Here is a 26358-nt window from a genome sequence, read left to right as displayed (position 1 = left end):
CGAAAACATAATCGTTCCTGGTTGGCATGGTTGGCCGCGTTCTCGTATCAAGATTTGAGTTTGCGCTAGGGGAGATACCATTTAGGAAATGATCGATTCCCAAATGGTACAGGATGGTAGGAAGAATTGACAAGCGGTGTGAGTGAAATTGCTGATTAGGGTGCAACACGGTATTGCACAAAATCTGTCTTCGTCGCGACCTGATCATACAGCGCTCGGGCGCGGTAATTATTCTCGCGCGTCATCCAATACACTTTCGAGCAGTTCAATGCCTCAGCGGCAGCATTCACCGCTGCGATCAACGCGCGACCCGTGCCTTGTTTACGCCCGTCTGGGCTGACGAACAGATCCTGCAGGTAACAATAGTCACCCAGGGTCCAGGTGCTGCGATGGCGAATAAAATGCACCAGCCCAGTCAATTTGCCCTGCTCCTCCGCCACCAGACAATGCATCGGTTCGCCTTCCGCAACCAATCGTTGAAATGTCGTATTGGTGACTTCTTCCGTGACCTCACTGACATAAAAGTCGAGATAGCCCAACCACAGCGATTTCCACTGTGCGTAATCCTCTGCAGTGAGTTTTCTAATGACCTGTTCCATTTCTTTCTCTCCATTGTTGGCGTGTGATGGTGAACATCAAACTGGCGGGCGGATCTTGCGGATTAAACACCCTTTCGAGGAAAGTCATCCCGACCTTTTCCAGTACGCGGCGTGATGCGGTGTGGTTTTCTCTCACCACACCGACAATTTCTTTCAGTTTTAGATCTTCAAAACCGTGGCGGATGGCGCGATGCGCGAGTTCTGTCGCATAGCCTTTTCCCCAGGCATCCGGTTCAAAACGGTAACCCAGATTGTTGGTTCTGCGCCCGTTGAATTCGCTGACGAATACGCCACCGAAACCAATCACGTGTTGAGGATCGCTTTTCTCCATGATGACCCAGTCATCGAAACCATGAATAGCGCGGTCTTTGATTCTGCGTAATAACACTTCTCGCGCATGATCAAGGCTTGGATAAGGCCCGCGTGGGTTAAATTGATGTGTTCGTGCATCGCCATAGATGCGAAAAAGCGCCTGCAAATCCGTGCGCTCAATCGGCCGATACAGCAGCCTTTCAGACTCCCAATGCATTCATTTCCTCGCCGTTTTTTGTTATCCAGCGAAGTAACATAGCACCGCGACATCGCTTTGAGTGTTAAGAATTTTTGCTATGATGTCAGCCCATCTTTCTAATGATTGAATCTGAACCATGCGAACATCGGACTCGTTGCGACTTTTGCTGCTGGCGGCTATCTGGGGAGCCAGTTTTCTTTTTATGCGTATTGCCGTTCCCGCGCTGGGTGCGATAAATACGGCTTTTTTGCGCGTGTTATGTGGCGCATTGGGTTTAATCATCGTGATGGCAGTACTGCGCATTCCGCGTCGCTTCGAAGGCAAACTGGGTTGGGCAATGTTGCTGGGTGTGATTAACTCAGGATTACCTTTCCTGATGTATTGCCTTGCCGCTCGCGTGCTGCCCGCAGGCTACTCCGCAATACTCAACGCTACTGCGCCGTTAATGGGTGTCGTGATTGGTGCGGCGTTCTTCAATGAACAACTTACAGTGAGTAAAGTGCTGGGCATGGTGGCCGGTGTTGTCGGCATTATGTTAATCAGCACCACTGGCGAAGGGGTGCTCTCGCACGCATTGATACTTGGCATTGCGGCTTGTCTGGTCGCCACCACCTGTTACGGTTTTGCCGGCTTTCTGGCCAAACGCTGGATTGGATCGCGCGGCGGGCTTGATGCCACGAAAGTCGCGTTCGGTAGCCAGTTGGGCGCCTCGCTTTTCCTGCTGCCTTTCTTTGCCTTCAGCGCGCCACAAACGCCGGCGGCGAACTGGCACATTCCTGAAGTTTGGGCCTGTATCCTGGCCGTCGGCTTTATTTGCACCGCGCTGGCTTACATCATCTACTTCCGTTTGCTGGCCGATATTGGCCCCCTGCGCACCCTCACCGTCACCTTCCTGATTCCGCCTTTTGGCATCCTGTGGGGCTGGTTAGTGCTGGACGAGCAAATCAATCAGGGCTTTATAAGCGGTGCATTGCTGATTGTGCTGGCGGTATGGCTTGTCACGCGCAGCGGAATGGTCAAACCCGCCGCGCCGAGTACCTCTGACAATTAATAACGCTATTTCTTACCGGTGGGTTTCAGTGAACGATTGAGATCCTGAATGCGTTTCATGGTTTTTACCGTGCGCGATGAAGTCGCTGAAGCCACCGACAAAATCAACATCTCCAGACACACCAGCACGGTGCCATGCAGAGGCATACGACCATTCTCCCCACCGCGCGGCACATTGATAACCACATCCGCTTCTTTGGTAAAGGCAGAATCTAAGGCATTGGTCAGCAAAATCACCGGCATCCCCAGCCGCTTCGCCTCTTTCAGGGTAGTCAGCCCTTCTTTATGGGCAGATTTCTGCGCCATCATAATCAGCACATCACCACGCTGTAAGGTGATCAACTGTTCAGCGAGGGCAATACCCGAACGATTGAGCGTGACGGCAGGAATGCCAATGCGCGTGAATAAGCGGGCGCTGTAATCCGCCAAAATCCCTGAAGCATTAATGCCAAAGAGCGCGACCTGACGCGCGTCGATCAACATCGCGACAGCCTGCGCGACCGCTTGCCGATTGTGAGGTTCCGAGAGGGCATCGCAGGCGCGTTTATGGCCACCCAGTACGAAATCGATCCCCGAATTGATGTCACACGACAGCTCGCTGACGGTGGCGCTCATCTTCTCTTCTGAATTCATCGCCGGGCCAAACCAGGCTTTCAACGTGGTTTTCAAATCACGCAAACCGGCAAATCCCAATGCCTGAACGGCACGCACCACGGTGGCATCTGAGGTATGAGTCGCATCCGCTATTTCCATGGCGGTGGCATCTAATATTGCCTCACGATTATCGTGGATATATCGCGCGACGGATTGAAGGCTGGACGATAATGACGGAGCGCGTGCGCGATAGCGTTCACCTAATACATCAACCCGATTTTTAATTTTATTTATGGCCATCTTTTTACCTGTTTATCATCAGGGCGTGATTTCGTCCCCCATTTAGGCACGGTATTGTAGTGATATTTCTTGTTTAATCCAGCACCCTGATCGCTATCGCTCCTTTGGGGCGGATCGTTGGATCACAGCAAGAAACAAGTTTATCTGACTGTTTTTGTTGTATTTATAACAATTAAGCCTTAAATGGAAATGGCGTTGATGGACTCTATTCCTGCTGTAGTATCCACGCCATTATTTCCGTTTACTACTACATTCTTTCATGTTTGAATGATTCTCAATAACATCACGCCATCTCAGTTTAAGGCGCACGATCCACAGAGAATGCTTATTTCATTCACTTTTCTCTGCTGAAAATAATTTAATCCTAGCTTCGTTTCATGGACGAGATTAATTCCGCACCAACACCAGGTTTATTTAAATGAATAACAACAAGAGTTTCGCTGTTAAAGCACAATGCCATCCGGCCATTATCGCCGCAATATACGGTGTCAGCGTTTTCACTGCAGCTGGCAGTCTGGCAGCGGAAAGCAGTAATACCCTGACGGTGTCCGCGCAGGAAAGTCGCCCGCAAGGCTATAACGCCACCAGCAGTTCCGTCGCCAGCAAAACGCTCACGCCGCGTCTGAACGAAGCGCAATCGGTGAGTGTGGTGACCCAACAACAGCTTGAAGACTATCAGGCCGCTAGTCTCACTGATGCGATGCGCTTTGTCAGTGGTGTCACAGAGGGCAATACTCTGGCAGGCACCGAAGATGGCTTTGTGCGTCGCGGATTTGGCAGCAACTCTGATGGGTCAATCTATCGTGATGGCATTCGCAGCAGCCAGGGGTTGAACTTCGATGCCACCACCGAACGCGTCGAAGTGCTAAAAGGCTCGGCATCCCTGCTCTATGGCATTCAAAATCCGGGCGGCGTGATCAACGTGGTGAGCAAAAAACCGCAATATGACTGGCACACCAAAGTCAGCGGCCGTTCCTCCAGCGAAGGTGGTGGCGCTGGTACCGTTGATATCACCGGCCCGTTGGGCAACGGCTTTGCCTTTCGCCTGATTGCCGAAAAGCAGAATCAGGATTACTGGCGCAATTTTGGCAGCGACAAACATACGCTGATCGCGCCTTCGTTGCAGTGGTACGGTGAAAAAGCCAGCTTTTTCGTGAGCTATGAAGATTATCAATACGATATCCCCTACGATCGTGGCACAGCCTTTATCAATGGCAAGCCGCTGGATATCGGCTACAAAGATCGTCTCGACGACAAGGCGAATCATGCCTGGGGTCACAACAAAACCCTTAATGCGCACTATGACTGGCAGTTTAATGATGACTGGAGCACGCGCGTCACTTTTGGCTGGAATCAGCGTCAATACGACAACAACGAAGTGCGCGTCACCGCCATTAACCCCACCACCGGCGTTGTCACGCGTCGTGCTGATGCTAACCGTGGCTTTAACCACAAAACGAAATACGTTTCATGGGATCTGCTCGGTTCACAACAGCTGTTGGGCATGACCCACGATGTGGTGATCGGGACTGATTATGAGATGAACCAGACTTATCGCGCGCATCAGTATCAAGGGAAATCCAACACCGGGTTTAACTTTACCGATCCGCAATACGATATCCTGTCACCGGTCACCAATAGCACCTCGGAAAACACCGCCAACGCCAATAACCTGAACCGCATTCATAGCCGTTCGGTTTACGCTAAAGACAGTATTTCACTGACGGAACAGTGGATTGCGGTATTTGGCGGACGCTATCAGCATTACGAGCAGCGTGCGTCCAAAGGCTTCGATCCGGTGGTGGAAACACTGAACAGTGAAGGCAATAAATTCCTGCCACAAGCGGGGCTGATTTATAAAATCACCCCTGATGTCTCGCTTTACAGCAGCGTCAGCAAATCCTTTACGCCTTCCACCGATGTGGACGATGACGGCAATGTCGGTAAGCCCGAACAGGGCACGACCTGGGAAGTCGGCAGTAAATGGCAGATCTCGCCAAAGCTGTTTGCCAGCGTCGCGCTGTACCGCATTGATGAACGTGACATGTCGCTCAGCATTAACGGTTCTACGCGCGCGATTGATAAAGCCCGTTCCAGCGGCGCAGAGTTTGAGCTAAACGGCGAAGTATTGCCGGGTTGGGATCTCAGCGCTAACTACAGCTACGATAAGGCTGAGATTGTTGATGATGGCGTAAATTCTGCTAACAATGGCAATCGGCTGCAAAATGCACCGCGTCATTCGGGCGCGCTCTATCTCAGCCACAACCTCAGTATCAACGGCATTCCCGGTGATTTCCGCGTCGGTGGCGGCGCGCGCTATGTCGGCTCGCGAGCGGGCGATCCTGAAAATAGCTTCACGATGCCGGATTACGTGGTGGCGGACAGCTTTATCGCCTGGAACAATCAGTTGTTTGGTGAAAAGACACAACTTAAGTTGAATCTGAATAACCTGTTCAACAAGCACTATTACACCTCCAGCGGCGGCAATTTGCGCGTGCGTGAGGGTGAAACCCGTAACCTGATGGTCGAGGCCAGCGTTGAGTTCTGATTCTGTGATTAAAGCGGGCGCCCGTCGCGCCCCTTCCCTTTGGGGGCCAATGCTGATTGTATTGGCCTGCTTCTTACTGGTGCTTAGTAGCGCCGCGCTGGCAAAAACCGTCACGGATATTGACGGTAATCAGGTGGATATCCCTGACCATCCGCAGCGCATTGTGCTGGGCGAAAGTCGCATGCTCTACACGCTGGCGCTGCTGGAACCGGGCAATCCTTTTCAGCATATCGTTGCCTGGCCTCAGGATTTGAAAAAGTACGATAGCCAAACGTGGAACAGTTTTGCGCGTCAGTTCCCGCAAATGTTAAAAATCCCTTCCCTCGGTTCAGGCGGCCCGAATGCCATCAATCCTGAGCAGATCCTGGCGCTCAAACCGGATGTGGTGATCCTGCCGAGCCTGGCGCGCTACGATGATGCCGATCTGCGCCTGGTGAGTATGCTGAAAGCCGCCCATATTCCGGTGGTGAAAATCGATCTGCGCGTGCATCTGCTGAAGAATACCCGTCGCAGCGTGGAGATTTTTGGCGAGGTGCTGAATCAGCAGGCTCGCGCGCAGGCCTTTAACCGTTTTTATGACGCACATATGCAGGTGATTCGTGATCGGCTGGCCAGTTATCACGGTGCGAAGCCTTCAGTGTTGTTGCAGTTGCATCTTGGCCGCCGTAATGAGTGTTGTGTCACCGCCGTCAACGGCAGCCTTGGCGAACTGTTAAACGCCGCAGGCGGCGATAATATCGCGGCTAAAACGCAGCACGGCGTGTTTGGTCGCTTGAGTGAAGAAATGGTGATTGCGGCGCAACCGGATTACTACTTCGCCACCGGATTTGGCGATAACGAGGCGCAGGGTTTGCTGAAGCTGGGGCCAGAAGTGGCGCTGCCAGCGGTGCAAAGCAGCTTCGCCCAACTGACCGCGCAGCAAAACGGATTGCGTGAATTAGCCGCGCTACGTAACGGCCACTCCGCGGTCATCTGGATGAATTTTTACCTCAGCCCCTGGCACATCGCGGCAACGGAATTTATGGCAAAAACACTTTATCCTCAGCTGTTCGCGGATGTCGAACCCGAGCAAACGTTAAAGCAAATCTTCAATGATTTCCTGCCCATACCTTATAGCGGGACCTATTTCACTCAAATCCCTGCGAGTTAATCGGCCTTATTGATAATCGAAGCGTTAAATACGCTTCGATTATATTAATAAATAATTATTAACCTTCATAATTCATTTGCTTAAAAAATAAGATACGAAAAAATACTCGATAATCCACTTATACGCTGCCGCCGCGCTTGTTAATATTCACAGTGGCACTAACCTTAATTCTGCAGTCTGGACATAACGTGTGACGCTATCCACGATTATGTAATCGCAATGCATGAATGAGGGCATTTTATGGCCGAGCATAGAGGCGGTTCCGGTAACTTCGCAGATGATAAACAAAAGGCATCTGAAGCGGGTAAAAAAGGTGGGCAAAGCAGTGGCGGCGGTAGTTTTAAAGACAACCCTGAGAAAGCCTCCGAAGCCGGAAAAAAAGGCGGAAAAAGTAGTAACAAAGGCTCTTAAGCCGCATCGGGCGCGCTAGTCGCCTCACCGACAAGGATGCCAATAGGTTCAACTGGCAATTGAATAAGTGCAATGACGATATATGACTGACGTCTTGCGCTTATTCTGCTCTCCCCTCTCATTCCAGTCACGCCTTTTATTTCCATCGCCGCAGCCATAATACCGCCTCGCTTAAGCTGAAAAATTTCAATTGGTCATTTTTTGACGTGACATATATCACATTTATGCCAGGCTTAATTTATCACTAACGAAGAACATGGAGATTAAGATGAGTTCATTGACTAATAAAACGCTGCTCACCCATCAATATCCGACACCTCCCTTTAAAAAACAATTACAGGATTTTCCTGGGCTGGCGGCAAAAATGGAACCGCGCCCGGATCATGGTGAAACCAGCTATCGTGGCACTGGTCGTTTAACCGGTCGTAAAGCGCTGATTACCGGCGGCGATTCCGGGATTGGACGTGCGGTGGCGATTGCTTACGCGCGTGAGGGTGCCGACGTGGCGATAAATTACCTGCCCGATGAAGAACAGGATGCGGCAGAGGTGATAAAACTGATTGAAGCGGAAGGTCGTAAGGCGATTGCCATACCGGGAGATATTCGCTCCGAAGCCTTTTGCCAGCAACTGGTGAAGGAAGCGGCGACGAAACTCGATGGTCTGGATATTTTGGTCAACAATGCCGGCCGTCAGCAGTTCAATGAATCGATTCGTACCCTCTCGACAGAAGATTTTGATGCGACCTTTAAGACTAACGTGTATGCCATGTTTTGGATCACGAAGGCGGCGCTGGAGTACCTACCGGCGGGTTCATCGATCATTAACACGTCGTCAGTGCAGGCCTACGATCCCAGCGCCATCCTGCTGGATTATGCCCAGACCAAAGCGTCGATTGCGGCCTTTACTAAAGCTTTAGCCAAGCAGTTGGGTAAAGACCAAATCCGCGTCAACGCCGTGGCACCCGGCCCTTACTGGACTGCATTGCAGGTGTGTGGCGGACAACCGCAGGAGAAAGTGGAGCAATTTGGCGCTTCCGCGCCACTGGGTCGCCCCGGTCAGCCTGCTGAAATCGCGCCGCTGTATGTGACGTTTGCGGAAACCACCAATAGCTTCACGTCGGGACAGGTCTGGTGTTCTGATGGCGGCACCGGCACGGTTTAACCACGATAAAGGGCGCATCCATTTTGATGCGCCCTGTTCGATCTTACCCCGATGTTTTCAGGCGCGGTGTGCGAAACACCAGCATGATGCCGAGCAGAATAGCCAGCATTCCCATCATCCCCGACCACGGCAGCGCATTACCTAACAACAGGTAATCCAGTACTGCCGTTATCACCGGAACCAGATAAAACAAACTGGTGACGTTAACGATGCTTCCCGCACTCAGCAGCCGATACAGCAGCAGCTGCGCCACCACCGAGATCATCACCCCAAGAAACAGTACGGAAATCCAGAAGTGCAACGTAAAGTCGATATGGAAGGCTTTAACCGGAAGCAGTAAAGCACACAGCGCCAGGCTCACCGCGTATTGCAGCGGCAGTACCTGCGCGGGATGCTGGAGCACCTTTTTCTGCATGATGGCACCAAACGTCATACACAACAGTGCGCCGAGAGCGAAGACAATGCCGCTCAACGGCAAATGCGATGCCGCCAGACTGCGCCACACCAGCAGTATCAATCCTGCTAAGGCGATAACCAATCCAAGTAATCGCGTGCCCTGCATGCGCCTTTCCACGATGCAGAGCGTCAGGATCGGTTGTATGCCCATGATGGTGGCGATTAAACCTGGCGTCACCCCCTCGGCCATCGCCTGGAAGTAACACACCGAATAGGCACCAATCAAAATCAGACCGGTAAACATCACCGTTTTTCGGCTGTCCGCATCGGGTAACCAGCGACGCCGAAATAGGCCCACCAGCAATAATGCAACCAGCGCCACACCGAAGCGCACAATCAATAGCGCTATGGGTGAGGCATTGTCCAAACCCAGGCGTGAGAAGATGGCCGCACTGCCCCACAGCAGCACGAAGCCCGACGTCGCCGCTTGCGACGTCAAAGACGAAGAACGCATGAAAATGCTCCTAAAACAAACGTTGGAAATTTAAGCGTGAAGACTTCCGGTTCTTAGCGAACCACAACGCGTGCAGGAGGCGGTGGCGGACAGCAGATCGCATACAGGCCATGTTCGTATGACGGGGAAAGTGCGGCTGAAAGTGTCATTTACGCAGGCCTGTAGTCAAAATAGGGAGTTCAGAAACAAAAAGTTAGCAGATCGCCTCTGGCTTGTCATCCATTGAGTCGCGCAGGAAATACCTCACGCAACCATTCGATAAACACCCGTAAACGCTGGGTCAGATGGCGGTTTTGCGGATACACCACGTGAAACGGATAGCTGGCGGGCCGCCAATCCTTCAGTATTTCCACCAGTGCGCCTGACGCTAAATCTTTGGCTGCTGCGTATCGAAATGTCTGAATGATGCCTAATCCTGCCACCGCAGCTGCCAGATGAGCATTGCTTTCATTAATCCCAATGCGATGCTCGATTTTCATTTCCTGTTTCTCATTACCCTGCACAAAGCGCAGCGGGAAGGCGCGCCCGCTTTGCGGGGATAAATAGCTAATCCAGCGATGGCCATTTTTAAGCTCTTGCGGATAGGTTGGCACGCCGTAAGTTTTGAGATATGCGGGTGCCGCGCAGGTGATCATCTCAGCATCACCAAGATGACGCGCCACCAGCGATGAATCACCCAGCGGACCGCCACGAATCACGCAATCGACATTGTCGCTTATCAGATCTACAGCCCGGTCCGACACGCCGAGGTCGAGGCGGATTTCGGGAAATTGCGCAACGAAATCAGGTAGCAGTGGGATGAGAACCTCACGCGCCGTTGATCCGCCAATATCAATACGCAGATACCCGCGCGGTGTACCGTTTACCGCGTTAAATGCGCCATCAATATCTTCCAGGTCACGCACGATACGTAGCGCTTTATCGTAGTAATCACGTCCCTCCGGCGTGACGGTCACGCGCCGTGTGGTGCGCTGAAGCAGGCGCACGTTCAGATGCCCCTCTAACTCCTGCACCAGTTTACTCAACGTGGCATTCGGCATATCCAGTGAATCGGCAGCGCGAGTAAAATTTCCCGCCTCCACCACGCGCGCGAATGCTCGTATTGCCAACAGTTGGTCCATGCTTATTATCCATACACAGGAATAATGATTTCGATTTTACACCATTTATCACTAAACCGCGCAGGGTTACATTGCCTCCCATGCACTGCAACGCAGTCATCACACACTTAAATCCATTTGGGAGAACACTCATGAACACATCATTAAACGGTAAAAGTGCATTAGTCACCGGCGGCACCAGCGGGATTGGTTTAGCCTCTGCTCAGGCATTGGCAGCACAGGGCGCACGGGTGTTTATCACCGGTCGTCGCCAGCCGGAACTGGATACCGCCGTGACGCTGATTGGTGCACAGGCAACCGGTATCCGCGCTGATGCTTCTGTGCTGAGCGATCTGGATGCGGTGTATGCGCAGATTGCACGCCAGGCGGGTCGGATCGATATCCTGTTCGCCAATGCTGGCGGCGGCGATATGTTGCCACTCGGTGCGATTACTGAAGAACACTTCGACCGGATCTTTGGCACCAACGTGCGTGGCGTACTGTTTACCGTGCAAAAAGCGCTGCCGCTGTTAAGCGACAAAGCCTCGGTGATTTTGACCTCGTCCACCACTTCAGTTCAGGGCACCGCAGGATTCAGTGTTTATAGCGCCAGTAAAGCCGCCGTGCGCAACTTTGCCCGCTCATGGGCACTGGATGTGAAAGATCGCGGAATTCGTGTCAACGTGGTGAGCCCTGGTCCGGTGCGCACGCCGGGTTTGGGCGATTTAGTGCCCGAAGATCAGCGTCAGGGATTGTTCGATGCATTAGCTGCCCAGGTGCCATTGGGCCGATTGGGTGAACCCGGTGAGATTGGTCAGGTGGTGGCGTTTCTTGCATCCGATGCCTCCAGCTTTGTTAATGCCACCGAACTCTTCGTGGATGGCGGCATGGCGCAGGTATGAGTTGAGGGTTAAGGAAAGACGTTCACATTAAGTCTGTTTTCCTCTAACGAAGTGCGTAATGGATGACGCGCTTCGTCGGTTAATCTCTTTTCTTTTAATTATTCCGTTCACCCTTTCACATCACAGAAAAAACACCCATAATTCAGCGCGATTGGAGAGCAAAATTTTTAAAATACGCCATGATGGCCATCAGGCAGCAATACCATGCTGTCTTTCAATATTCAGGTGTTAATCCCTGATATTGTCTTAACCAGTAAGGAAAGCGTGCAGTGAAATTAAAAACTTTCGCGTTTATCGTTCTGTCATTATGTACCGTTTTCGGTGCGCAGGGTGCTACGCGGGTCGGGTTGCTGGCAGGGGCGAATAATATCGACCTTAATCAGGATGGCGTACCGGATTTGCTGGTCTCTGCGACCTTTGACAATAACACCTCGCATCCCAGCCAGACGCTATCTGCCTTCATCAATAAAAACGGCAACTGGTTTATTTTACCGGTTCCGGATGATGATGGCTTTACCTGGTCGGATTTTCGTCTTGCGGGTTCCTCTGACAAAATGATTGGTTTTGAACTGCACAATATCCAGGGCGTTTATTACCTGATCCGCGCGGTGAAATTCTCGTCAAATCAGGACAATGATGATCTGACTGAAGCCGCGCAAATAAAATTCTCTCGCTATCGGGTAGCGGAAAGCAGCGAAGAACCTGGCGCTCCGGTTTTTTATTGGCAGCTGTCTGGCAGTTATACCACCTCACAAGCGTATAGCGATGTTGATCAGGCTTTCGCACAATTAAAAATAGATGAATTTAAGTAGCGCAGTGCAGGCGTTAATCCGCCTGCTCATCAATCCCGCACTTCATACTGCACCGAAAGTTCGCCCTTCTTCTCTTTCACTCGGGTAATGACGATATCGCCAACGTCTCCGGTGCGTTGCACATGCGTGCCACCGCAGGCGTAAGGTGTCAGATCGCCCCAGCTGACCATTCTGCGTCCGGCGTCATCCCGCAGCACGCGCGCTAAATCCTGCGCCACCAGCGCATTTACACCGTCAGCGATGGCCAAGTCATCAACGGCTTGTGGTTCGCCCTGCGGTTTAAAAACGATACGTCCATTGCCGGGCCGATGATCGCCTTTGTAACCTAACCAGCCAAACTTCTCTCCGGCGTAAGCAATCAAATGCCCCGCAGAATGGTAACGCGTGTGCAGCTTACGCAGTGCCGCATCAATTTGGATATGCACGCAGCCCAGCGCCACTTCGCGGTCAGTGATATGGATTAACTCACCCTCTTGCTGGATGAGCTGTAACACCGTCGCCTCACCTATCGTACCCTGGTCAGCGGGTTGCCCGCCGCCTTGCGGATGGAACAGCGTCGCTACCAGTTGCACACGAAACCGGCCATCTTCCTGCGCTTCACACCGCACCACTTCCGTATCCATCTCCAGCCGATCGCTGAAATAGTAGGCTCTCTCCGTCATCACTTCCTCCATAACACTATCCTCCGCCCTTGGTGTTCAAATCGGCAAAACAGAGCTTGCCCTATCAGTCTATATGTATCCTGCCTGGGCCTGAACCAAGGGGACCTGCTCGATATCATAAAAAATACTCAACCCCAAATCCTTGCCAACTTGCACATCCTGATCCGCTCCCGTTGAAGCGCCAGGCATGCGTAAAATGGCATCACAGCTCTGAATAAGACGATGCGCAACGGGATAGAGGAAGGCTTCACTGATTTCATCCCCGATCCGCTGCGAACCCGCCGCATTGGCGAGCGGTAACGCCAGCCATTCACCTATCACCGGGGTATGGCCCTTTTGATAAACCTGCAACGCCATGTGATCAAGTTTCTGCATATTTTGCTCAATCAGTTGCTGATCACCGTGAGTGCCACTGCGAACCGGACCTGCGATCAGAATCATCATGGCACTTTCTCCTCAAATTGAATGTTTAATGCCAGGTGTTGCAGCAACATGATGGTTTTGGCATCTTCGATTTCACCGTTTCGGATCGCGTCCATCGCGCGTGCGAAAGGCCACTCCAGTACTTCGATATCTTCCCCCTCTTCCTCCAGGCCGCCGCCAGCATGCTTTCGGTCGCCATCGTGATATTCCGCGATAAAGAAAAATAACTTCTCCGTCACCGAACCCGGGCTCATATAAGCCTCCATCACCTTCTCAACATTTGTGACAGTGTAACCAGTTTCTTCTTCTGCCTCGGCAATAATGCGCGTTTCAGGCGAGGCGTTATCCAGCAAACCGGCTGCGGCCTCGATCAAAAAGCCATCATGCCCATGGATAAAGATGGGAAAGCGGAATTGCCGTGTCAGGACGACTGTCTGTTTATGGCGGTTATAAAGTAGGATCACCGCACCATTGCCACGGTCGTAAGCTTCGCGGCTTTGCTGTTGCCAACTGCCGTCGGCACGCTGTAAATCGAAGGTGTATTTTTTTAAGGTGTACCAGTTGTCGGATAATAACTGCTCACGAATATTGCGCACTTTATGCTGCATGTTTGGTCTCCCGATGGCTGACAAAACAGACGTTATCATGCATAATCGTGCACATACAAGCAAAAACACGAATGAGAAAATTATGCTTTCCAGTCAACGTAAACAGCAGATATTGACGATTCTTGCCGATGAGCAGCAAGTGATGTCTAGCGAGCTTAGCCAGCGCTTTAGCGTCTCTGAGGACTCGATTCGCCGTGATTTAAGGGAGTTGGCCTGCGAGGGATTACTGCAACGTGTCCACGGGGGTGCGCTGCCGGTTTCTGCTGCTATTGCCCCTTTCGAAACACGCAAAAACGTGCAAATCAGTTCTAAGCGCCTGATCGCGCAAAAAGCAGTGCAACTGATTCAACCGGGTCAGGTGGTGATCATTGATGGCGGTACAACCACAGCGGAAATGGTGCAACTGCTGCCCAAAGAACTGGCTTTTACCGTGGTGACCCACAGTCCGAGTATTGCCGTCGCCCTGGTTGATTTTCCTCTGGTTGAGGTGATTCTGATTGGCGGCCAACTGTATCGTCACTCGGTGGTTGCCGTGGGATCAGCGGTGATCGAAGCCATTGCACACATCAATGCAGACCTGTTCTTTATGGGCGTCACCGGAGTACACAAAACCGCAGGGTTAACCACGGGTAATTACGAAGAAGCCGGTGTGAAACGTGCACTGGCGGCGCGTGCGGCGGAAACGGTGGTGATGGTCTCTAAAGAGAAACTCAACTCAGCATCGGCGTTCGCCATTGGCGGTCTGTCACTGGCCAGCACACTGATTGTTGATGGAGAACCTGATGCTGAGATGCAGCAACTGCTGCAACAGAAACAGATAGCCCTGCTGTAATTCGCCCTTTTATGGCAGGCGTTGAGTGATTATCCCGCGCTATTATTTTTCTATCTGGCCGATGGAACGCACATCATTCAGTCACAATGCCAGGCTGTAATAGAGAGTTTTCGCTGACCCTGTGGGCAGCACTGGATAAACAGGAGAATAGCTGCATGTCTGAGTTTCCAACCATCACCCTTGTCGGACCCGGCGCCATCGGTACCACTGTGGCTGCCGCGCTACATGAAATGAATCGCACGCCAACACTGTGCGGACGTACAGCACATACTCAATTGCTGCTGCGCCACGAAGACGGTGAGATTGTGGTGCCTGGCCCGGTGCTGAGCAATCCCGCAGACATTGGTGCACCCTATGATTTGGTGTTTGTGGCGGTCAAAACCACTCAGGTTGCGGAAATTGCCCCCTGGCTGGCGGTGTTATGCGATGAGAATACGGTGGTATGCGCGCTGCAAAATGGTGTGGAGCAAGTTGAACAGCTGTCTCCATTAGTCAATGGCGCAACGGTACTGCCTTCTGTGGTGTGGTTCCCGGCTCAGCGCGAGCCTGATGCCTCGGTGTGGTTACGCGCGAAGCCGCGCCTGACTGTGCCCGACGTCGCGCCAGCACAGCGTATTGTGCAAGCACTGCAAGACTCGCGCTGTGCGGTCGAACTGGAGGCAGATTTCCTCACCATTGCCTGGCGCAAACTGTTGCAAAACGCCGTCGCCGGTTTAATGGTGCTCGCCAATCGCCGCGCCGGGATGTTTCAGCGCGAAGATATCACCGAGCTGGGTCTGGCCTATCTGCGGGAGTGTATGACTGTGGCGCGTGCGGAAGGCGCCAATCTGAGCGACAACGTGCCGCAGGAAATTATGGCTGGCTTCCATCGCGCCCCGGCAGATTTAGGCACCTCGATCCTGGCGGATCGTCAGGCCAATCGCCCGCTTGAGTGGGACATCCGTAATGGCGTGGTGCAGCGACGCGGCAAAGCACAAGGCATCGCGACACCGATCAGTGATGTGGTGGTGCCTCTGCTGGCGGCAGGAAGTGATGGTCCGGGTTAAGATCAGAGTGAAGTCCGGGCCACGGACTTCGCTTCAACAGCCTTAACACTTAACACTCACAATGGGTATCAGAATCAATTGACATGAATACATCAGACTTGCCATTATGTTATGTTATAACATTACACTACGTAATCGGTAAATCATGCGCACTTTTTCGACCCGCCTTTTGGCACTCATAATGGTATTCAGCACTTCCACCGCCCTGGCTTCCACCTATCCCCTCAGCATTGAAAACTGCGGTAAAACGGAAACCTTTTCACGACCACCTGCACGCGTGGTGACCATTGGTCAGCATGAAACTGAACTCCTTCTGGCACTTGGCCTGGGGAGTAAAATTGCGGGTACCGCCGTCTGGTTCGGCCCTCTCCCCCCTGAGTTAGCGCAGGCTGGCAGTGGCCTTAAACGCCTTGCGGACAACTCACCGGGCTTTGAAGCCGTCGTCGCGCAAAAACCTGATTTGGTTTTGGCGCAGTACAGCTGGCATGTTGGGCCTCAGGGTGAAGTCGCTACTCGCGATCAATTTGAACAACCTGGCATCAAAACCTGGATTTCACCTGCTGATTGTCAGGGCAAATCGGTCACCGCCACTTCAAACGGCGACGGTGCGCGCGTGAAACCTTACTCGATTGAGGTGATTTATGATGAAATCACCGCGCTTGCCAACATCTTCGATGTGACGGAGCGTGGCGATGCCTTAAAGGATAAGTTATCTGCACGAATCGCTCAGGCACAACAACAGGTGGCGCTTCACACCAGCAAACCCCTTAAGGTGGTGTATTGGTTCTCAAGCACACGCCTTAAAGGCGATCCGTGGATCGCAGGCAGTGATGGTGCGCCAGGCTGGATCACTCAGACTCTAGGCCTCAAAAATATCATTGATTCCTCCGATGAATGGCCCGCCGTGAGTTGGGAACATATCGCACAATCTCAGCCCGATATCATCGTCATCGCCAGCATGGATAGAAGGCTGTATCCAGCCGATGATGTCGCCATAAAACAGGCATTCCTCACCAGCGATCCCGTTACACGAGAAATGAGTGCGGTCAAACAGGGTCATATCGTGATCGTGCCAGCGATGTCACTCAATCCATCCCTGCGCAATGTCGATGCTGTTGAGCTGATCGGTCAGCAGATTGCCGCGTTTAAATAGTATGAATCGGGCTTACCCATTTAAGATCGGCTTTATTTTTCTCGCGGGCTTTATCAGCTTGCCCGTAATGATGATCTTCTCATCCAGCATTGGCGATATGCCCATCTCATTGAGCGCCACCTTCCAGGCGATCACCAACGGGGTGGGCTTGACGCATTATGATCTCCCTCCCGTTGAGGCTGGCATCGTCTGGCAATATCGGATGAGTCGGGCCTTCATGGCGGCATGCAGCGGAGGTGGCTTAGCCCTTTGCGGCCTGGTGTTGCAATCGTTGTTAAGAAACCCGCTGGCGGAACCCTATCTGTTGGGTATCTCTGCGGGTGCTTCCACCGGGGCCGTAATGGTGATGCTGCTGGGTATTGGCAGCGGCGTGTTGACGGTTGGCAGTGGTGCCTTTGCCGGCGCTTGCCTGGCGTTTGGCTTGATTATTTTGTTCTCAAGAGGGATGGGGGAAAACACCGGGCGCATCATTTTGGCCGGTATTGCCGGAACACAGCTGTTCAATGCGCTCACGTCTTACATCGTCAGCACATCAGCCAATGCGGAGCAATCGCGCGGTGTGATGTTTTGGCTCTTAGGCAGTTTAAGCGGCGTTCGCTGGCCAGATGCCGTTCTGTGCGCCATCGTCATCGTCAGCGGATTTGGGGTGATCATGTGCTATGCACGCACGCTGGACACGTTTTCATTTGGTGTCGATGTCTCGGTAACGTTAGGTACTCCGGTTGTGAAAGTGCGGGTGGTGTTGCTGTTGATTACGGCATTCATCACGGCGGTGATTGTCAGCTCAATTGGGGCGGTGGGATTTGTCGGATTGGTCATCCCGCACGTGACCCGCATGCTGGTTGGACAGCGACACCTTATCACCCTTCCCGTGACATTCCTGTCGGGCTGCCATTTCATGATCCTTGCCGACTTGATATCGAGAACGTTGATCGCACATCAGGTTTTACCCATTGGCGTGGTGACTGCATTGGTGGGCGCCCCTGCTTTTGCCTTCCTTCTCTATCAACGAAAGGGCAATTAAACGATGACGATATCGGTCAGTGACCTCAGCGTCCAACTTCAAGCGCGCCGCATACTCACCACGGTCTCCTTCGACGCAGCTCAGTCTGCAACCGTAGGTTTGCTTGGGCCCAACGGTTCAGGAAAATCAACGCTACTGCGTGCGCTGGCTGGGCTAATGCCTGATTCGGGCGCGAAGATAACGCTCGGCGAACGGAGGCTGAACCAACTTTCGCGCAATCAGCTGGCGCGCAAACTGGCCTTTGTCCCGCAACACGCCGAAGCCGATGATGAACTCACGGTGATTGACATTATTCGTCTCGGGCGCACGCCTCATCGTGGCGCATTCCAGTTCTGGACGGCAGAGGATGCCAGCGCCGTTGACGAGGCGGTGGCGTTAATGCAACTGGAAAATTTGGTCGACCGCTGCTGGCAACGATTATCCGGCGGTGAGCGCCAGCGTTGCCAAATCGCCCGCGCACTGGCGCAAAAACCGGATGTTTTACTGCTGGATGAACCCGTCAATCACCTCGACATCCAATTCCAGCTTGAATTGATGCGTCTTATCTCTTCGCTGCCCGTGACGGTGGTGATTGCTCTTCACGATCTGAATCTGGCGGCAAAATATTGCCAACACCTTGTGGTACTCGATCAGGGTCGCGTGGTTTCAACGGGTAAGCCCAAAGCCGTCCTCACACCCGAACGCATACACACAACGTGGCGGGTTCAGGCGCAGATCACGACATCAGCACAGGGTGCGCTCAATATTCAATACGTATGAGTCAGCGCTTGAAGCCCACGGCTATACAGCCATCAGGAAACGGTATGTTCAGTAACAAAATATCCTGCAATAATGGACTGCCACAATCGTGGTTGCAGTACCTACACGCGCGTCACCTACGAGATTATTCGATAGCCGCTGCTATCAAGCCCGCCAATGGCGGGCTTTTTTTCGCTCTAACCGAGTGAGTCTTCTTTTCCGTCAGAAATCCGGACGGCTTAAATAGCCTCTAACCGCGTTAAGCCGAAAGGCTAAATACCGTGCATTTTCGCCAGTAGCCACATGCGTTCAGCAGCCACATCCGCGTTATTCAGCAAACCAGCCTCATCCGCCAGTCTGAACGCTTCAGAGTAGTGCGTCAGACTGCGCGCACTCTGCATGCCGCCAAGCAAGGTGAAATGCTTCTGATGGCCATTCAACCAGGCCAGGAACACGATGCCCGCCTTGTAATACTGCGTGGGTGCCGAGAACAAATGGCGTGCCAGCGGCACTGTCGGTGCCAGTATGAGTTCAAAGCTGGCGCGATCGCCCTGCGCCAATGCATGCAGTGCGCTGGTGGCGGCCGGTGCAATGCCGTCGAGGATACCCAGAAGCGCGTGCGAGAAACCTTGCTCATCCCCGGCGATCAGTTCGGGATAGTTAAAGTCATCGCCGGTATACATTTTAACGGAAGCCGGCAGCAGGCGCCGCATCTCAATTTCACGATCTTTATCCAGCAAGGAGATTTTTATCCCCTCCACTTTTTCCTGATTTTCGCGAATCACCGCAAGGCAAACCTCCATCGCACTGTGAATTGTCGCGCCACCCCAATAACCGCGTAGTGCGGGATCAAACATGTCCCCCAGCCAGTGCAAAATAACCGGCTCACGCACCTGGCGCAGAAGCGTGCTGTAAACGGTGATGTAATCCTCTGGCCCCTTAGCAATGGCGGCGAGCGCGCGACTAGCCATTAAGATAATACGGCCGCCACAGGCTTCGATTGCTGAGATTTGCTGCTCATACGCGGCAATCACATCCTGTAAGGTCAGTTGGGAAAAGTCCGTCAGATGATCGGTGCCAGCCCCGCTGGCGACCCGTGCCCCCGGATACGCTTTCGCTTGCTCAACGCTGCGTTTTATAAGCTCCAGCGCGGTTGGCCAATCCAGCCCCATGCCGCGTTGCGCGGTATCCATGGCTTCCGCGATGCCCAATCCCAGCGACATTAAATGATCGCGATATTCCAGCGTGCTGTCCCAGTCAATCGCCATATCGCTATGTGGATTTTGCATGCGCTGCGGGTCGGCAACCACATGCGCAGCGGCATACACGTCACGGTTAAATAGCGGTTTCGCCGGTACGCTCCAGTGGCGCTCACCCTGCATGATGTAGCTGTAGGGCTGACCGTTGCGATCCAGTAAACGCACTTTATTGCTCACAGACATGGTTCTGTTCCTTATTTCAGTGTTTTGCCAGATGCCCGGACGGCATCACATTCTGCGAACTGTTGTGGCTTCCGATAGGCAGGCGACGCACCCCCAGCAACACCAGGCTGCTGCAGATAATGACGCAGGCGGCCACCAGCCAGACCGGTTGCAGGGTGTAATGCTGCGCGTAGTAACCCGCCACAATTGGCGAGATGCCGCCCGCCGCCATTCCCATATTCATCACAAAGCCGATGGCGGAACCGCGCAGAGAAGGCGGCACCAGTTCAGCAGTGAGCGAGAGAACAATGGGTGTAATCGGATAGCCAAGGAAACCGAGGATCAGCACCAGCACAATCACCAACGGCACCGAAAGATTGAATGCCATGGCGGCCATCACCAGCCCGCTGATAAAAGTAATGGTCATCAGAATGGTGCGACGACGTTTGAAATCGCCCTTATCGCAGTAGCGCCCCAACACAAAACCGCCCAGCGCTCCAGTAATGCCGAGCAGACTGGCGATGGTGCCTGCAGTGCCAATCGACAGATTTTTTACCTGCATCAAATAGCTCGGTGCCCACAGCAGCACAATCCACCAGCCTGCCAGCAGCACGAAATAGAATGCAGCCATCAGCAACACCGGCGCATGGCGGAACAAGGTTTTTAATGGCACTTTTTCCGCTGCCTGGCGTGCAATCAACTCGGCAGGTTTACGATCATTTTTCACCAGCACCAGATACAACAGCGCCACCAGCATGCCCATCGCGCCCGCCACGTAGAACACCACGCGCCAGCCAAAGATCGGACCGAGCATGGCGCCCATCCAGGTGCCAAGGAATCCGCCAATCGGATACCCCATCCAATAGAGTGACATCACGGTGGTGCGCTGTTTTTCGCTGGTCACGTTGGCCACTTCGAGCGAGGCGGCAGGCCAGAAGATGCCCTCACCGATGCCCGTCATCACGCGGTAAAAAATCAGGCTGGTCATGCTGCCGGCGACACCCGTTAACAGTGTCGCCAGTGAAAACATCATCAGGCCGAGAATCAATACCGGTTTGCCGCTTAACTTGTCGGCGATAATGCCGGAAATGAACAGAAAGACGATGAAGCCAAAAAAGAAGGAGGAGAGCAGAATGCCACTCTCCGCTTTACCGAGACCAAACTCTCCAGCGATCAGCCCGATGGCTGATGACACCGTCATGCGATCCACCGAGTACATCATGTAGCCAAGGCCGCACAGCACGGTGACCAGAATCATTTTGCGGGTATCTGTATTCATCTTTTCCTCGACAATGTCTGTGACCGACGAAAACAGCTTTTCAGCTCTGTCAGATACGGTTAACCGTGCGCCAGATGGCGAGCCTTGCAGGTCTTAAGCACCTCATCTGGATCCTGAGTCCACCAGTTCAGGCGGGAGAAAATTTCCACTTCATGTAATCCGCGATAACCCTGGGCTTCTACCGCTTCCCGCATGGCGCGGATATCGATAACGCCATCGCCCATCATGCCGCGATCCTCCAGCAGGTCCCGCGTAGGCGTGAGCCAGTCGCAGATATGAAACGCCAGCAGCCGTTTCAGACCCGCACGGGCGATTTCCTGATAAAACTCAGCATCCCACCAGGTGTGATAGACATCGACGGCAATCCCCAGTCCGTCGTCGCCCAGCTCATCGCAGAGGTCGTTAGCCTGTTTCAGCGTGTTGATGCAGGCACGATCCGCCGCGTACATGGGATGCAGCGGTTCAATCGCCAGCGGCATGCCGCCCGCGCGGGCGTACTCCAGCAGAGCGCTGAGTCCATCACGCACTTGCTGTCGCGCCCCCGGCAGATCTTTCGAACCTGGCGGCAAACCGCCGACCACCAGCACAAGGCACTCTGCGCCCAATTCCAGCGCTTCATCCACCGCTCGCTGGTTGTCGGCCAGGGTCGCCTGGCGTGCTTGCTGATCAACGCCGGGAAACATGCCGCCCCGGCAGTAGCCACTCACCCGCAGATCGTGATGACGAATCAGCCGCACCGCTTCTGCTAAACCGATGTTTGCTACCTGATCGCGCCACGGCGAGATGCCGCATATCTCATGGCGCGCACAACCTTCAATGATTTGGCGTAAATCCCACTGCTGGCGCACGGTCGCCGTGTTGAGCGAAAGCTGTTCGGAATGGGGACGACTCATGTTCGGCTCCTTAGCGTTCCAGCGATGGCACATCAACCCAGCGACGCTCTTTCCAGCTTTTCAATGCCAGATCGACCAGTTGCAGACCTTTGGCTCCTTCCAACAGATCCCAGCGATATTCCCCTTCGCCCCATACGTGGCGTAAAAACAGCTCCCACTGCACTTTGAATGCATTGTCGTAGACCTGGGTATCCGGCAAGCTGGCCCAGTCATCGAAGAAGTTATGGGTTTGACGGATATCCGGATTCCAGACCGGCTTTGGCGTATTGACGCTAGCCTGCGTAAAGCAATCGCTAAGGCCAGCCACCGCTGAACCGTTGACACCATCCACCTGGAATGTCACCAGATCATCGCGGCGCACGCGCACGCACCATGAACTGTTGATCTGAACAATCGCGCCGTTGTGCAGTTCGAAGGTGGCGTACACCGCGTCATCCGCCGTGGCGTCATAAGGTTGCTGCTGTTCATCCCAGCGCTGTGGAATGTGGGTTGCGCCGATGCAGCTCAGGCTTTTGATTTCACCGAACAGGTTGTCGATGACGTAGCGCCAGTGGCAAATCATGTCGAGGATAATGCCGCCGCCATCTTCGCTGCGGTAGTTCCAGGATGGACGCTGGGCCGGTTGGCGATCGCCTTCAAATACCCAGTAGCCAAATTCACCGCGCACCGATAACACACGACCAAAGAAGCCGGATTCATTTAGCAAACGCAGCTTTTGCAAACCCGGCAGCCACAACTTGTCCTGCACCACGCCGTGACACACGCCTTTTTCTTGTGCGAAATGGTATAGATCCAGCGCATCATCCAGCCCCATCGCTACCGGCTTTTCCGAATAAACGTGTTTCCCCTTGCTGATGGCTTTCTTCAGCAAAGCCGGACGTGCCTGGGTGGTGGCTGCATCAAAAAAGATGATGTCATGCGGATTATTCAGTGCTTCATCAATGTTGGTTCCCCAACGTTCGATACCAAATTCCCGCGCCAGCGCAGCCATTTTTTCCGCGTTGCGGCCAATCAGAATCGGATCGGGCATCAATCGGTCGCCATTGGCCAGCGCCACACCGCCCTGCTGCCGAATCTGCACAATCGAACGGATGAGATGTTGATTTTTACCCATTCGCCCGGTCACGCCGTGCATGATGATGCCCACTGGAATCTGCGCCATGTATTCACCTCAAAGTCGTTTGTGATGGAAGTAACACGTTCAACATCTATTTCAACGCTCCGCCGTTCGCTGATTCATAATCAATCAACTAACTGGTTGATGACGTCACTATAATGGGCAGAAAGAGACCTGACTTTGATCGAATTCACATAACCAACTAGTTAGTTGAAAATCTTTTGCCCTTGTTTTATGCGCAAAAAGAGGCACTATAATGCTCAGTAAAACAGTGATATGTGGGGATTCTGCTTTGGTTGATCGTGTTGCGAGTAACATTGAGGATGTCACGGATAAGCAGGTGCGGATACTGATGGCCGCGCGCGCAGAGTTCGCTGAGAAAGGATTCGACGGTGCACGCGTTGATAGCATCGCCGAACGCGCTCATGCCAATAAGCAACTGATTTACTACTACTTCACTAACAAAGACATTCTGTTTACCCGCGTGCTGGAAGAAGCCTATCGTGACATTCGCGAGCAGGAAGCAGCCTTAAAGCTCGATCACCTCCCCGCCGATCAGGCAATTTTGCAGCTGGTGGAGTTCACCTGGCACTATTACCTGAAAAATCCCGAATTCATTCGCCTGCTCAACAGCGAAAATCAGCTCAAGGCGCGGCATCTCAAAGATTCTGACATCACCGTGCAGATTAATCAGAGCTGGAGCAGTATCACCCAGCAATTGCTGAAACGAGGACGCGCCGAAGGAAACGTGCGCGAGGATATCGATGTGATGCAACTCAACATCAATATCTCCGCGCTGGGCTTTTTCTATCTGATCAATCAGTCAACGCTGTCGATTATCTATCAGCAGGATCTCAGTGCCAAAGCGGCGCTGGATGAGCGCCTGCGCGTGATGAAAGAGTGTATTGCCGCGTGGATAAAGCCGTGATGCATTACTGCGCCAGCCAGCCGCCATCCATGTTCCAGGCCGCGCCGCGCACCTGCGCACCGCCCTCACTGCACAGAAACAGCACCAATGCTCCCAACTGCTCAGGTGTAACAAAAGCCTGAGCAGGTTGTTTTTCTGACAATAACGCCAGGCGCGCGGTTTCGGCATCCTCGCCGGCTGCAATGCGTTTATCGATCTGCTGCTGCACCAGCGGCGTTAGCACCCAGCCCGGACAGATGGCGTTGCAGGTGATCGGTGATTGCGCGTTCTCCAGCGCAATCACTTTTGTCAGCCCTACCACCCCATGCTTCGCAGCGACATAGGCGGCTTTCTCTTTCGATGCCACTAGCCCATGCACGGAGGCGATATTAATGATGCGCCCCCAGTGACGTGCCTGCATGCCGGGTAAAACGGCGCGACTGGTGTGAAACACCGAAGAGAGATTGATGGCAATAATCGCATCCCACTTCTCTACCGGGAAAGATTCCACCGGCGCGGTGTACTGAATACCGGCATTATTTACCAGAATATCTACCGCACCATAGTGCGCTTCCGCCCACTCAATCATCGCGGCAATTTGTTGCGAATCGGACATGTCTGCCGCGTGATAGTCCACTGTTGCCCCGGTGGCAGCGATAACCGCTTTTGCGTGTTCCACTTCGCCAAAACCGTTGAGTATTACCGTGGCGCCTGCCAGTGCCAGTTGCTCCGCGATACCTAATCCGATACCGCTGGTAGACCCGGTCACCAGTGCCACTTTTCCCGTTAATTGCATCGATTCATCCTCCTTCAGACAATGCCGGTGAGGTAAAACACCCCAATCACAAACAGCACGGCCAGACTTTTGATAATGGTGATGGCGAAGATGCCACCATACGCTTCTTTATGCGTTAACCCGGTGATCGCCAGCAAGGTGATCACCGCGCCATTGTGAGGCAGTGTGTCCATCCCGCCGCTGGCCATCGCCGCCACGCGGTGCAGCACTTCCATCGGAATCCCCGTGGCCTGCGCCGCCTGCACGAAGTGTTCTGCCATCGCTGCCAGCGCAATACTCATCCCGCCCGATGCCGAACCGGTGATCCCCGCCAGCACGGTAATACTGATCGCTTCATTGAGCAGCGGGTTGGGAATCGCCTGCAGCACGCCAGACAGCACGACAAAACCCGGCAACGCAGCGATTACCGCACCAAAACCGTACTCGGAGGCGGTATTCATCGCCGCCAGTAACGCACCGGCGACCGCCGTACGACTGCCTTCTGCCAGACGACCGCGAATGTTGCGCCAGCCAAAAATCAGCACCACCAGAATGCCGCTGAGCAGCGCCGCCTGTACTGCCCAAATCGCGGTGGTTTTCTTAATATCGGTGAGAATCGGCGTGGGATTTCCCGGTAGCGTGACGCTGCTCTGCGCGCCGTACCATGACGGGATCCACCAGGTGAAGCAGAGATTGAGCACCCCGACCAGAATCAGCGGCAGAATGGCTATCAGCGGATGCGGCAAGCGAACATCTTCTGCTGTTTCTGGCTCATTCTTCAGGTTAGTGCCATAGGGTTCCTGGTTGGCCTGTGCCCGACGGCGTTGCCGATCCAGCCACAGTAAGCCCACCACAATAATGAAGAGTGAACCGATCAACCCCAACCATGGCGCAGCCCAGGCGTTAGTGCCGAAGAAACTACCGGGAATGATGTTCTGGATTTGTGGCGTGCCGGGCAGTGCATCCATGGTGAAGGAGAACGCACCCAGAGCCACCGTTGCCGGAATCAAGCGCTTAGGGATATTGCTCTGACGAAACAGTTCTGCGGCAAACGGATAAACAGCAAAGGCCACTACAAATAGCGACACACCGCCGTACGTCAGCAGTGCGCACACCAGTACAATCACCGGGATGGCATGGCGGCGACCCAGCAGCGCAATGGCCGCCGTGACGATCGAGCGTGAGAAGCCGGATAGCTCAATCAACTTGCCAAAGATGGCACCCAGCAGAAACACCGGGAAGTAGAGCTTCACAAAGCCCACCATCTTTTCCATAAACAGACCGCTGAACACCGGCGCGACCGCAGCCGGTTCGGTTAACAGCACCGCTAACAGCGCGGCAATCGGGGCGAACAAAATTACGCTATAGCCGCGATAGGCGGCTAACATCAGCAACCCAAGCGCAGCGAGGGCAATAACGACACTCATGTTG

27 protein-coding genes are annotated in these 26358 nt (G+C 53.4%); 13 read left to right on the top strand and 14 right to left on the bottom strand.

Annotation, left to right across the window (positions count from 1 at the left end):
- Positions 1-155: 155 nt before the first annotated feature.
- Both CRO33_RS08400 and CRO33_RS08395 read right to left on the bottom strand, forming a co-directional pair.
- On the bottom strand, positions 156-599 hold the full coding sequence (locus CRO33_RS08400; protein WP_097117801.1) for a GNAT family N-acetyltransferase: 444 nt from the start codon (positions 597-599) through the stop codon (positions 156-158).
- Positions 583-1128, bottom strand: coding sequence for a GNAT family N-acetyltransferase (locus tag CRO33_RS08395; protein WP_097117800.1), 546 nt, complete (start codon positions 1126-1128; stop codon positions 583-585). Before CRO33_RS08395 ends, CRO33_RS08400 begins: the two co-directional genes overlap by 17 nt.
- 118 nt (positions 1129-1246) lie before the next feature.
- Here CRO33_RS08395 and CRO33_RS08390 point away from each other — a divergent pair, with 118 nt between their 5' ends.
- Positions 1247-2161, top strand: a complete 915-nt coding sequence (locus tag CRO33_RS08390) for a DMT family transporter (protein WP_097117799.1) — start codon at positions 1247-1249, stop codon at positions 2159-2161.
- A gap of 5 nt (positions 2162-2166) precedes the next feature.
- Here CRO33_RS08390 and CRO33_RS08385 read toward each other — a convergent pair whose 3' ends face one another.
- Complete coding sequence (locus CRO33_RS08385; protein WP_097117798.1) at positions 2167-3054, bottom strand: MurR/RpiR family transcriptional regulator; 888 nt, start codon at positions 3052-3054, stop codon at positions 2167-2169.
- 418 nt (positions 3055-3472) lie between these two features.
- Here CRO33_RS08385 and CRO33_RS08380 point away from each other — a divergent pair, with 418 nt between their 5' ends.
- The 4 genes from CRO33_RS08380 (at position 3473) to CRO33_RS08365 (ending at position 8325) form a co-directional block, all read left to right on the top strand.
- On the top strand, positions 3473-5602 hold the full coding sequence (locus CRO33_RS08380) for a TonB-dependent siderophore receptor (RefSeq protein WP_097117797.1): 2130 nt from the start codon (positions 3473-3475) through the stop codon (positions 5600-5602).
- A 49-nt stretch (positions 5603-5651) separates the two neighbouring features.
- Entirely contained in the window at positions 5652-6752 is a 1101-nt protein-coding gene (locus CRO33_RS08375; RefSeq protein WP_097117796.1) for an ABC transporter substrate-binding protein, read from the top strand.
- Positions 6753-6992: 240 nt separating this feature from the next.
- The gene (locus CRO33_RS08370) at positions 6993-7163 is read left to right on the top strand and encodes a KGG domain-containing protein (RefSeq protein ID WP_034827492.1); all 171 of its coding nucleotides are present in this window, start codon (positions 6993-6995) and stop codon (positions 7161-7163) included.
- Positions 7164-7431: 268 nt separating this feature from the next.
- Positions 7432-8325: an SDR family oxidoreductase gene (locus CRO33_RS08365; protein ID WP_097117795.1), complete on the top strand. Its 894-nt coding sequence runs from the start codon at positions 7432-7434 to the stop codon at positions 8323-8325.
- A gap of 43 nt (positions 8326-8368) precedes the next feature.
- On the opposite strand, the gene CRO33_RS08360 is transcribed toward CRO33_RS08365, so the two are convergent.
- Entirely contained in the window at positions 8369-9241 is an 873-nt protein-coding gene (locus tag CRO33_RS08360; RefSeq protein ID WP_097117794.1) for a DMT family transporter, read from the bottom strand.
- Positions 9242-9450: 209 nt separating this feature from the next.
- Entirely contained in the window at positions 9451-10356 is a 906-nt protein-coding gene (locus CRO33_RS08355) for a LysR family transcriptional regulator (protein ID WP_097117793.1), read from the bottom strand.
- Between the two features lie 131 nt (positions 10357-10487).
- Between CRO33_RS08355 and CRO33_RS08350 the strand changes: the two genes are divergently transcribed.
- Both CRO33_RS08350 and CRO33_RS08345 read left to right on the top strand, forming a co-directional pair.
- Complete coding sequence (locus CRO33_RS08350) at positions 10488-11237, top strand: SDR family oxidoreductase (protein ID WP_097117792.1); 750 nt, start codon at positions 10488-10490, stop codon at positions 11235-11237.
- 269 nt (positions 11238-11506) lie between these two features.
- On the top strand, positions 11507-12049 hold the full coding sequence (locus CRO33_RS08345) for a carbapenem self-resistance protein CarG family protein (RefSeq protein WP_097117791.1): 543 nt from the start codon (positions 11507-11509) through the stop codon (positions 12047-12049).
- A 29-nt stretch (positions 12050-12078) separates the two neighbouring features.
- Here the strand turns inward: CRO33_RS08345 and CRO33_RS08340 are convergent, their stop codons facing one another.
- The 3 genes from CRO33_RS08340 to CRO33_RS08330 form a co-directional block, all read right to left on the bottom strand.
- Positions 12079-12711, bottom strand: coding sequence for a hypothetical protein (locus CRO33_RS08340; protein ID WP_097117939.1), 633 nt, complete (start codon positions 12709-12711; stop codon positions 12079-12081).
- 69 nt (positions 12712-12780) lie between these two features.
- A complete protein-coding gene (locus tag CRO33_RS08335; RefSeq protein WP_097117790.1) occupies positions 12781-13155 on the bottom strand; it encodes an NUDIX hydrolase in 375 nt (124 codons plus the stop codon).
- Complete coding sequence (locus tag CRO33_RS08330) at positions 13152-13742, bottom strand: NUDIX domain-containing protein (RefSeq protein WP_097117789.1); 591 nt, start codon at positions 13740-13742, stop codon at positions 13152-13154. Before CRO33_RS08330 ends, CRO33_RS08335 begins: the two co-directional genes overlap by 4 nt.
- A gap of 82 nt (positions 13743-13824) precedes the next feature.
- Here CRO33_RS08330 and CRO33_RS08325 point away from each other — a divergent pair, with 82 nt between their 5' ends.
- The 5 genes from CRO33_RS08325 to CRO33_RS08305 all read left to right on the top strand — a co-directional run bounded on the left by CRO33_RS08325 (position 13825) and on the right by CRO33_RS08305 (position 18556).
- Positions 13825-14574, top strand: coding sequence for a DeoR/GlpR family DNA-binding transcription regulator (locus CRO33_RS08325; RefSeq protein ID WP_097117938.1), 750 nt, complete (start codon positions 13825-13827; stop codon positions 14572-14574).
- A gap of 155 nt (positions 14575-14729) precedes the next feature.
- Positions 14730-15620: an oxidoreductase gene (locus tag CRO33_RS08320; protein WP_097117788.1), complete on the top strand. Its 891-nt coding sequence runs from the start codon at positions 14730-14732 to the stop codon at positions 15618-15620.
- Between the two features lie 181 nt (positions 15621-15801).
- Complete coding sequence (locus CRO33_RS08315) at positions 15802-16773, top strand: ABC transporter substrate-binding protein (protein WP_255253255.1); 972 nt, start codon at positions 15802-15804, stop codon at positions 16771-16773.
- A 1-nt stretch (position 16774) separates the two neighbouring features.
- Positions 16775-17797, top strand: coding sequence for a FecCD family ABC transporter permease (locus CRO33_RS08310; RefSeq protein ID WP_097117786.1), 1023 nt, complete (start codon positions 16775-16777; stop codon positions 17795-17797).
- Positions 17798-17800: 3 nt separating this feature from the next.
- Complete coding sequence (locus CRO33_RS08305; RefSeq protein WP_097117785.1) at positions 17801-18556, top strand: ABC transporter ATP-binding protein; 756 nt, start codon at positions 17801-17803, stop codon at positions 18554-18556.
- Positions 18557-18807: 251 nt separating this feature from the next.
- Here CRO33_RS08305 and CRO33_RS08300 read toward each other — a convergent pair whose 3' ends face one another.
- The 4 genes from CRO33_RS08300 to CRO33_RS08285 are packed head-to-tail and all read right to left on the bottom strand — an operon-like array spanning position 18808 to position 23290.
- The gene (locus CRO33_RS08300) at positions 18808-19977 is read right to left on the bottom strand and encodes a dihydrodipicolinate synthase family protein (protein ID WP_097117784.1); all 1170 of its coding nucleotides are present in this window, start codon (positions 19975-19977) and stop codon (positions 18808-18810) included.
- Positions 19978-19993: 16 nt separating this feature from the next.
- Positions 19994-21235 carry an MFS transporter gene (locus CRO33_RS08295; protein WP_097117783.1) on the bottom strand — a complete coding sequence of 414 codons (1242 nt, stop codon included), beginning with the start codon at positions 21233-21235 and terminating at the stop codon, positions 19994-19996.
- A gap of 59 nt (positions 21236-21294) precedes the next feature.
- Positions 21295-22128, bottom strand: coding sequence for a sugar phosphate isomerase/epimerase family protein (locus CRO33_RS08290; protein ID WP_097117782.1), 834 nt, complete (start codon positions 22126-22128; stop codon positions 21295-21297).
- A gap of 10 nt (positions 22129-22138) precedes the next feature.
- Positions 22139-23290: a Gfo/Idh/MocA family protein gene (locus CRO33_RS08285; protein ID WP_097117781.1), complete on the bottom strand. Its 1152-nt coding sequence runs from the start codon at positions 23288-23290 to the stop codon at positions 22139-22141.
- Positions 23291-23537: 247 nt separating this feature from the next.
- On the opposite strand from CRO33_RS08285, the gene CRO33_RS08280 reads away from it, so the two are divergent.
- Positions 23538-24173, top strand: coding sequence for a TetR/AcrR family transcriptional regulator (locus CRO33_RS08280; protein WP_255253254.1), 636 nt, complete (start codon positions 23538-23540; stop codon positions 24171-24173).
- A gap of 4 nt (positions 24174-24177) precedes the next feature.
- On the opposite strand, the gene CRO33_RS08275 is transcribed toward CRO33_RS08280, so the two are convergent.
- Together CRO33_RS08275 and CRO33_RS08270 are read right to left on the bottom strand one after the other, a co-directional pair.
- Entirely contained in the window at positions 24178-24948 is a 771-nt protein-coding gene (locus CRO33_RS08275) for a 3-hydroxybutyrate dehydrogenase (RefSeq protein WP_097117779.1), read from the bottom strand.
- 14 nt (positions 24949-24962) lie between these two features.
- Positions 24963-26354 (bottom strand): GntP family permease, encoded by a 1392-nt coding sequence (locus CRO33_RS08270; protein ID WP_097117778.1) that lies wholly within the window; start codon positions 26352-26354, stop codon positions 24963-24965.
- Between the last annotated feature and the right edge of the window lie 4 nt (positions 26355-26358).

Source organism: Pantoea sp. GL120224-02, from assembly GCF_900215395.1.
GTDB lineage: Bacteria > Pseudomonadota > Gammaproteobacteria > Enterobacterales > Enterobacteriaceae > Pantoea > Pantoea communis.
This window is presented reverse-complemented; position numbering and strand designations above follow the sequence as displayed.

Bases quoted from the DNA above. Each gene is read 5' to 3' on its own strand.
- CRO33_RS08400 (WP_097117801.1), bottom strand. From the start codon at position 599: ATGGAACAGGTCATTAGAAAACTCACTGCAGAGGATTACGCACAGTGG.
- CRO33_RS08395 (WP_097117800.1), bottom strand. From the start codon at position 1,128: ATGCATTGGGAGTCTGAAAGGCTGCTGTATCGGCCGATTGAGCGCACG.
- CRO33_RS08390 (WP_097117799.1), top strand. From the start codon at position 1,247: ATGCGAACATCGGACTCGTTGCGACTTTTGCTGCTGGCGGCTATCTGG.
- CRO33_RS08385 (WP_097117798.1), bottom strand. From the start codon at position 3,054: ATGGCCATAAATAAAATTAAAAATCGGGTTGATGTATTAGGTGAACGC.
- CRO33_RS08380 (WP_097117797.1), top strand. From the start codon at position 3,473: ATGAATAACAACAAGAGTTTCGCTGTTAAAGCACAATGCCATCCGGCC.
- CRO33_RS08375 (WP_097117796.1), top strand. From the start codon at position 5,652: ATGCTGATTGTATTGGCCTGCTTCTTACTGGTGCTTAGTAGCGCCGCG.
- CRO33_RS08370 (WP_034827492.1), top strand. From the start codon at position 6,993: ATGGCCGAGCATAGAGGCGGTTCCGGTAACTTCGCAGATGATAAACAA.
- CRO33_RS08365 (WP_097117795.1), top strand. From the start codon at position 7,432: ATGAGTTCATTGACTAATAAAACGCTGCTCACCCATCAATATCCGACA.
- CRO33_RS08355 (WP_097117793.1), bottom strand. From the start codon at position 10,356: ATGGACCAACTGTTGGCAATACGAGCATTCGCGCGCGTGGTGGAGGCG.
- CRO33_RS08350 (WP_097117792.1), top strand. From the start codon at position 10,488: ATGAACACATCATTAAACGGTAAAAGTGCATTAGTCACCGGCGGCACC.
- CRO33_RS08340 (WP_097117939.1), bottom strand. From the start codon at position 12,711: ATGACGGAGAGAGCCTACTATTTCAGCGATCGGCTGGAGATGGATACG.
- CRO33_RS08335 (WP_097117790.1), bottom strand. From the start codon at position 13,155: ATGATGATTCTGATCGCAGGTCCGGTTCGCAGTGGCACTCACGGTGAT.
- CRO33_RS08330 (WP_097117789.1), bottom strand. From the start codon at position 13,742: ATGCAGCATAAAGTGCGCAATATTCGTGAGCAGTTATTATCCGACAAC.
- CRO33_RS08325 (WP_097117938.1), top strand. From the start codon at position 13,825: ATGCTTTCCAGTCAACGTAAACAGCAGATATTGACGATTCTTGCCGAT.
- CRO33_RS08320 (WP_097117788.1), top strand. From the start codon at position 14,730: ATGTCTGAGTTTCCAACCATCACCCTTGTCGGACCCGGCGCCATCGGT.
- CRO33_RS08315 (WP_255253255.1), top strand. From the start codon at position 15,802: ATGGTATTCAGCACTTCCACCGCCCTGGCTTCCACCTATCCCCTCAGC.
- CRO33_RS08310 (WP_097117786.1), top strand. From the start codon at position 16,775: ATGAATCGGGCTTACCCATTTAAGATCGGCTTTATTTTTCTCGCGGGC.
- CRO33_RS08305 (WP_097117785.1), top strand. From the start codon at position 17,801: ATGACGATATCGGTCAGTGACCTCAGCGTCCAACTTCAAGCGCGCCGC.
- CRO33_RS08300 (WP_097117784.1), bottom strand. From the start codon at position 19,977: ATGTCTGTGAGCAATAAAGTGCGTTTACTGGATCGCAACGGTCAGCCC.
- CRO33_RS08295 (WP_097117783.1), bottom strand. From the start codon at position 21,235: ATGAATACAGATACCCGCAAAATGATTCTGGTCACCGTGCTGTGCGGC.
- CRO33_RS08290 (WP_097117782.1), bottom strand. From the start codon at position 22,128: ATGAGTCGTCCCCATTCCGAACAGCTTTCGCTCAACACGGCGACCGTG.
- CRO33_RS08285 (WP_097117781.1), bottom strand. From the start codon at position 23,290: ATGGCGCAGATTCCAGTGGGCATCATCATGCACGGCGTGACCGGGCGA.
- CRO33_RS08275 (WP_097117779.1), bottom strand. From the start codon at position 24,948: ATGCAATTAACGGGAAAAGTGGCACTGGTGACCGGGTCTACCAGCGGT.
- CRO33_RS08270 (WP_097117778.1), bottom strand. From the start codon at position 26,354: ATGAGTGTCGTTATTGCCCTCGCTGCGCTTGGGTTGCTGATGTTAGCC.